Origin of the sequence: Pseudonocardia sp. MH-G8 (assembly GCF_002262885.1) — a bacterium.
Lineage (GTDB): Bacteria > Actinomycetota > Actinomycetes > Mycobacteriales > Pseudonocardiaceae > Pseudonocardia.
In genome coordinates this window covers 1-6,462 of sequence record NZ_NKYF01000059.1, presented here as the reverse complement: position 1 = coordinate 6,462, position 6,462 = coordinate 1, and the positions used below count along the sequence as shown (strand labels likewise).

Here is a 6,462-nt window from a genome sequence, read left to right as displayed (position 1 = left end):
AGGAGGTTGGCCAGCTTGGCGCACCACCGCTCCCAGGTCGGCGCGCCCACGATAGCGACCTTGTCGAAGTCGCGGCGGTGGCGCAGGTCCAGACAGGTGTTGCGCCATGCGGCCCGAGCGTTCCAGCCGCGGAACGTCTCCTCCATGAGGAGGAGCACCCGGATCCGCTCTGCGGCCTCGAGCGCCTTCTCCAGGTGTGGGATGAGGACGCCCTCGTAGTCGTCTTCGGTGAGTACGCCGCGGGCGCGGAAGCCGATGACATCACCTCCGCTCTCGGCCATCAGTTCGAGCATCGTCAGCCGACTTCGTCGGTGGTCGGCGTGCGTCCGGTGCCCGGGTCGATGTCGGCGAAGGGGATCGGGCAGCCCGGGGTGCAGGAGCACTCGGCCAGGTCACTGCACCCGGCGCTGAGTACGTCGGCCAGCGAGGCGCGGACCTGGTTCAGATCAGCGATCTTCGCGTCGACCTCGGCCAGCTTCGTCGCGGCGGCGTCGCGTAGCCCCGGGCGGGGCCCGCGGTGCGCGCCGACCTCGATCAGCTCGGAGATCTCGGAGAGGGTGAACCCGAGCCGGGCCAGGCCGCGGATGACGCGCAGCACCGTGACCGCCTCAGGGCCGTACTCGCGATGCCCGCCGAGGGTGCGCCGCGGTTCGGGGAGCAGGCCGCGGCGCTCGTAGTAGCGCAGGGTCTGCGCGTTCACCCCAGCCGCCTTGGCCAGCTGCCCCGACCGCAGCGCCCGGCTCACGCGATTGCCCCGGACCCGCCGCCGCGAGCGGCTTCGGCGCGACGGGTGAGCCCGTCGAGAACCTCGATTCGCGCCTCGGGCACTCGCACATCCAGCACCAGCCGGTCCTCGGCCGGGGTGAGTTGGAAGTCGAAGAACGAGCAGCACGTCGATTCCCGCGCCGTCAGCTCCCGCGTTCTGGCCTCCACCCCGGACCCGGCGTCGAGGTGCAGCCGCAGCAAGGTCGGTGCCAACCGCTCGACATCGCGTACCGCTGTCGCGAACAACGCGTCGAACTCGGGCTCCCGCAGCGGCTGGTCCGCCGTCGGCAACGTGCACGCATCGACGGGCGCCCACGCCAGCGGCGCCGGCACCGACTCGTCCGCTACCGGGGATTCGATCATCGTGGCCAGCAGCTCGCGCACGGTGTTCTCCGGCTGAGCGCCCACCAGCGTCCCGGCCGGCTCACCGTTGGAGAACAGGACCAGAGTGGGGGTCGACGACACTCCGTAGCGACGCACCAGCTCCGGGTTCTCGTCCGCGTTGACCTGCACCACCGGCACCCGGCCCGCGTACTCGACCGCCACCCTTTCCAGGGTCGGGGCAAACCGGCGGCAACTCCCGCACCAGGTGGCGAAGAACTCCACCAGCACCGGCCCACCGGCACCGAGCACGTCCCGGTCGAACCTCGCGTCGCTGGTCTCGACCAGCACACTCGCAGCCGTTCCGCTCACTGCACTCGCCTCCCGTCGGGCCCGCCTATCGAGCCCAACGCCCACGCTAAGTCTGTACCTAGGTACCAGATACAAGCGGGCGGGGAGGCCGACGAGGGCGGGCGCCGAGAAGGTCCAGCGTTTGACCCGACGGGCGGCTGCGGGAGCGTGGGGCTCCGGGTTGGCTCAGCCGGGGTGAGCAGGTTCCCGAACAGGCGGACGCCGAGGTCTTCGGCCTCGGCCTGGGTGAGGATCTGCCCGGGAACCTGCGGGTGCGTGGCGGTCCAGGCTCGCGCGGTCGCGGCGTCGGTGAAGAAGTTGAGGTAGCCGCAGCAGCAATCGGCCGACGACCCGCCCGCGGCGTCGGCGCCGACGAACACCACTGCCTCCGCCGGAGCCCACCTGGTGACGCCCCTGGTCGTGCCGGCGGTCATGAAGACGGTCACCGGGTGCCCGGTGGTCACGTCGACCGAGTCGATCCGGGTGTCCTCGCCGAGCATCGCGGACATGCCGAGCGCGTCGAGCGCGCACATCGCGTAGACCTCCAGGCGGTCACCGATCCGCACCCGGTGCCGGGTCGGAGTGGCGGAGAACGGGTAGGCGACCGCGACGCGGCCGTCGGGGCCGAGCCGGACCGCGTCCAGCTCGTGCAGCGCGGCCAGCACGTCTCCGGTGGCGCGCCTCGAGCCGGCAGTCACCGCGTTCAGCGCGCTGATGGTGGGTGGGCGGCCGGTCGCGGCGAACGCACGCAGCACCGCCTGATGCACCGCCTTCTCCACCGGATGCAGCGGCAGGGCCCGCGCCCGCCACGCGCTCAGCGCGTCACCGGGCCGGACCGGATCGCAGCACGGCTCGTCCCTCGACGCACCGACGGCTGCGCGTAGCTGCCCCACCGACGGTGCCGGCACTGCTCGGCCGTGCTCGTCGCGGTAGATCCGGCACGTCAACCCGCAGTCGCAGTCCTGCAGGTTCGGGTTCGGGAACGGATCCCGCCCGTTGACCAGCAAGGTCGGTGAGCCGTTCATGCCTGCGGCTGTCGCCGCAACGTCGGTACTGATCTCCCGGGTGGTGACCGGGAGATCGGTGGCCTCCCGCAGCCGCTCCAGCAGCGGGGCCAGATTCGGGCAGTCGGCCACGTGCAGGACTTCCAATGCGATGCTCATCGGCGCCTCCGAGGGACGCGGGGCGGCTGGGTGGCGATCGCAGCCAGCAGTGGGCAGCTGCGGTCGGCGCGAGGCAGATCGCAGGTCGCCACCAGGTCTGCCAGCGAGTCCCGCATCCGCTGCAGGTCCGCGATCCGGGCCTCCAGATCGGCCTTGCGGGCCTCGGCCAACGCGCGGGCGGCAGCGCAGCCGTCCGGGCCCCCGCCGTCCAGATGCAGCAACTCCTCGACCTCGTCGAGGGTGAAGCCGAGGTCCTGGGCACGCTTGATGAACCGCAGTAGCCCCACCGCCGCGTCCGGATAGTCCCGATAGCCGCCGGAGGTACGGGGCGGCTCGTCCAACAGCCCGCGCCGCTCGTAATACCGCAGCGTCTCGCCGTTCACACCGGCCTGGCCGGACAGCTCGCTGGTGCGCATGGCCCCATCGTGAACCCCGTACCGAACTACGGAGTCAAGCCCCGTTCACCGTTCCTTCTTGCCCTCCTCAAGCAGACGGACCATCTCGGCGATCCGCACCGCGCGCTGCCCGGGACGTCGCTTGGTGGCGTCGATCCACCGCAGGAAGGCGTTCCGGTAGAACTGGGCAAGCGAGTCAAAGAACACCCCCGCAGCCGGCGACGCGTCCAGCGCCGCCGCCACGTCCGGCGCCCCCAAATCGCCGCGCTGCGGGCCTTCAGGCGTGAGCATGACCTCGACCGTCGTGCCATCAGCCGGCCCGCAACAGCGGCTCCACGCCGGCCCGACCACGAGGACCACGCCGCCGTCACCGGCATCGAGCACACCACCCACACCGCGGGCGCCGACCGTGCCCGTCACGTGGTGGCGAGGCTTGGTGTCCCACACTGCGTCAGGTTCGAACGGGACCGGCACATGCGTGCGGCCCTGCCGATCTACGGCCACGGTCGCAGCAAACCGCTGCGAGCGCCCCGAGACCGTGTCCCGCCGATCACGTGTCATGGCAGTCCTCCCTGTTGCCCGGACCTGCCACCCGCCCAATGATCTCGCCGCTTCCGTCGGTGCGCGACCCGCCTGGCCACCTCACCTCCAACCGCCCAGCGGGTCGACAAGACCGCAGCCGTGAGACCACCACTGCGATGTTCTTCCGCTTCCAGCGGCTTCGGACGGCTCTGCCGGAGTTCAGTCAACTAAGCGGGTGGTCGCCACTGACGGCGGCGCCGGGAAGAACAACAACGTCGGCAGGACTACCTCATGTTGCTGAAGACGATCCGGGACACCAAGGACCCCCGACGACGTCGCCGACTGGTACGCCTACCGAGCGAAGCAGAATGGCTCGGACTTCGCCGAGACCGGCGCCGCCATCGCGTCTCACGTCAAGCTGCTCGCCAACGCCGCCTGCGCCGGACGATGTAACATCCCGATCGGCGAGTCCGCGGCGGGTTCACAGGCACGTCATGGAAATGGCGCTCACCCGTTGACCGCACGCCAGACACAGCAGGCCTGTCGCAGCAGTGGCTGGACGTCCCGCCACTGGAGCGATTGCTGGAGCCAGGAATCCTGGAGCGAAGCTGGAGCCACCATCGGCTTCGGGTCGAATCGAAGCGCATTGAACTGCGTGCAACCGCCCGGGCGTGACCTGCGGATTCGGCATTCCTGCAGGTCGATGCACTTCTGCTGGCTACCCTGGGGGTCAAGGGGTCGCAGGTTCAAATCCTGTCGTCCCGACGGTGACCAGAGGCCGGTGTCCAACTCGATGGACACCGGCCTCTGGTGTGTCTAGCAGGGAAGACGTCTGGCCTCGTGATCATGGCTGCGGCGCCGAGTGATCGTTTCCATGATCTAGGCAGAGCCTGCTTGGGGACCAGTTGGGGACCACTGCCCCAGGTACGCCGTCAGCGAGTCGCCGGCGGCGACGATGTGGGACCAGTCGGAGTGCACGTACAGCTGGGTCGTCTTCACCGACGAGTGCCCGGCGATGACCCGGAGGACGTGGACCGGGACACCCGCATCGGCCATCCACGTCAACCCCGTGTGGCGGAGATCGTGTCGGCGAAGGTGTTCGTAGCCGAGCGTTACGACCACCTCGTCCCAGTGCGTGGCATCCCGGAGGATGGCAGTGGTGATACGACCGCCTCGCGGCCCCGTGAACAATCTCGCCCCCGGTCGCCCCTCCACCGCATCAATCCGCTCGAGAACGAGCGGCCGGATCTCATGGATGATCGGGACGATGCGTGCTCGCTTCCCCTTGGTGCGCTTGTCCATGAGGCCGCCGGGGCCGGGCGTGGTCTGTCGGCGAACCGTCCAGAGCCACCTCCTGGTGTCGATGTCTTCCACGCGACAGCCGGAGACCTCGCCGATGCGAGATGCGGTGCATGCCTCGAACCTGACGACATCTCCCCACCCCCGGTAGCGGCCCGATGACCTCGCCACGAGAGCGTCCGCGAGGGTGGTGAGTGCGGTCCAATCGGCGAGTGCGAGCGACCGCGGGTTCTCGAGTTCGTCGTAAGCCTTCTGGAAGGCGTGCTGCCATCCGGTGACCTTCGCAGGATTGCGATCAATCAGGCCGTCCCTTCGAGCCTGCTCGAGCACTTTCACGAGCACAGCGAGGCTGTTCTTGATCGTCGAGCGGCCGTGTCCGTCAGCGATCCACGCCTCGACGGCGCGGTCAACGGCGCCGTGGGTAATCATTGCTGGGGAGAGGTGTCCGAGGGTTGGTTTGACTCGAAGGCGCCATCCGGCCATGTAGGGGTCGAGCGTCTTGGGCTCGAGGCGACGCGTTGCCAGATGCATCACCGACTCGCCGTACTCAGCCAGGGACATCGTGGCCGTCTCAGGGTGGACGCCAGCGCGGGCGAGCCGCTGGAGCTCGTCGATCCAGCCGTCCGCAGCTTCTCGGCTGTCGAAGGACTCCGACCTGGACGGACGTTTCCCCGTCGCAGGATCGCTCCATCGAACACGCGCCTTGAACGGCTTGGGCCTGCCTGCGCGATACTCGACGTCGCCGTTCAAGGCGACACCAACAGGGCCGGCCGCGACACGTCTCATGCTGCAGACCCCGGCTCGACGCGCTTTGCCGTCAGCCAGGCGTCCACGTCGACGCTGTTGTAGATGACGCGGCGCGCCGAGACCCTGACGAACGGGGGCCCTTCCGGCGGTCGAGCCGTTCGCCAGCGTCGCAGGGACGATGGGTCGACGTGAAGGAGCGTGGCCAGCTCCTCCGTGGTGTACCAGCGGTGGTCGCTCGACTGCGCGTTCATCGGTCGCCTCCTCGTTCGGGCGTCCACGACACCTCTGTTCGGCGCCGGGGCTGCTGCCGATCGTGCGGAGACGTGCGTTCGTCTCGTGGTCAGCTCTGGTCGTTGCGTGGGCTTGCTTGGCGGGCCAGTACGACCGTCGGCGCCGAACGCAGTGCAGAAGCAGATGTCAGAAGCACAAGGGGAAGTACGACGGCTTGCCCGTGGTCGATGAGTGGTCGTGCTGCTTCGAGGGCCCGTCAGGGAGTTGGCGGTCGCGAGCGAAAGCCCGCGGGTGGGTGAAGCCGCTGCTGCGTTGTCTGGCATGCCCCAACAAGACGCGAGGCGGCGGATCTCGTCGAAAATTGGCGACGAGTTGTCCACAGGCGGGATGGGGGGAGGCAGCCGTGTCCACCGCCCTGCACGCCGGGCGACGAGCCCAGGAGGCATGGATGATGCGAGCGCGCGCACGGGTCGGCACGTCGCCGCGATACGGCTCCGGCAGCAACAGCTCGCATATCGAGCCGCTCCCGATGGACCGAGGTCGTGACCGCACCTCGCCCGGCTGACCGCGGCCACGAGAAAATTCCCGGAGACGGCCACGAAGCTGCCCGCTGGCGGACATGAAAGCTGCCCGCTGACGGTCATGGGATCTGCCCGACACGACGTCGT

The 6,462-nt window shown here is 69.2% G+C and carries 8 protein-coding genes; all 8 read right to left on the bottom strand.

The window, feature by feature from the left end; all coding sequences use genetic code 11:
• A partial coding sequence (locus CFP66_RS46785) for an STAS/SEC14 domain-containing protein (protein ID WP_158228483.1) occupies positions 1-281 on the bottom strand: 281 nt, incomplete at its 3' end.
• A gap of 14 nt (positions 282-295) precedes the next feature.
• Complete coding sequence (locus CFP66_RS46780) at positions 296-745, bottom strand: MerR family transcriptional regulator (RefSeq protein ID WP_094932047.1); 450 nt, start codon at positions 743-745, stop codon at positions 296-298.
• Positions 742-1,458 (bottom strand): co-chaperone YbbN, encoded by a 717-nt coding sequence (locus tag CFP66_RS46775; protein WP_094932046.1) that lies wholly within the window; start codon positions 1,456-1,458, stop codon positions 742-744. The genes CFP66_RS46780 and CFP66_RS46775 overlap by 4 nt, the downstream gene beginning before the upstream one ends.
• A complete protein-coding gene (locus CFP66_RS46770; RefSeq protein WP_198962155.1) occupies positions 1,455-2,600 on the bottom strand; it encodes an alkylmercury lyase family protein in 1,146 nt (381 codons plus the stop codon). Before CFP66_RS46770 ends, CFP66_RS46775 begins: the two co-directional genes overlap by 4 nt.
• Positions 2,597-3,016, bottom strand: a complete 420-nt coding sequence (locus tag CFP66_RS46765; RefSeq protein ID WP_094932045.1) for a MerR family DNA-binding protein — start codon at positions 3,014-3,016, stop codon at positions 2,597-2,599. The genes CFP66_RS46770 and CFP66_RS46765 overlap by 4 nt, the downstream gene beginning before the upstream one ends.
• 45 nt (positions 3,017-3,061) lie before the next feature.
• Positions 3,062-3,556 (bottom strand): YdeI/OmpD-associated family protein, encoded by a 495-nt coding sequence (locus tag CFP66_RS46760; RefSeq protein WP_094932044.1) that lies wholly within the window; start codon positions 3,554-3,556, stop codon positions 3,062-3,064.
• 840 nt (positions 3,557-4,396) lie between these two features.
• Positions 4,397-5,602, bottom strand: a complete 1,206-nt coding sequence (locus CFP66_RS46755) for a site-specific integrase (RefSeq protein ID WP_094932043.1) — start codon at positions 5,600-5,602, stop codon at positions 4,397-4,399.
• Entirely contained in the window at positions 5,599-5,814 is a 216-nt protein-coding gene (locus CFP66_RS46750) for an AlpA family transcriptional regulator (protein WP_094932042.1), read from the bottom strand. Before CFP66_RS46750 ends, CFP66_RS46755 begins: the two co-directional genes overlap by 4 nt.
• Between the last annotated feature and the right edge of the window lie 648 nt (positions 5,815-6,462).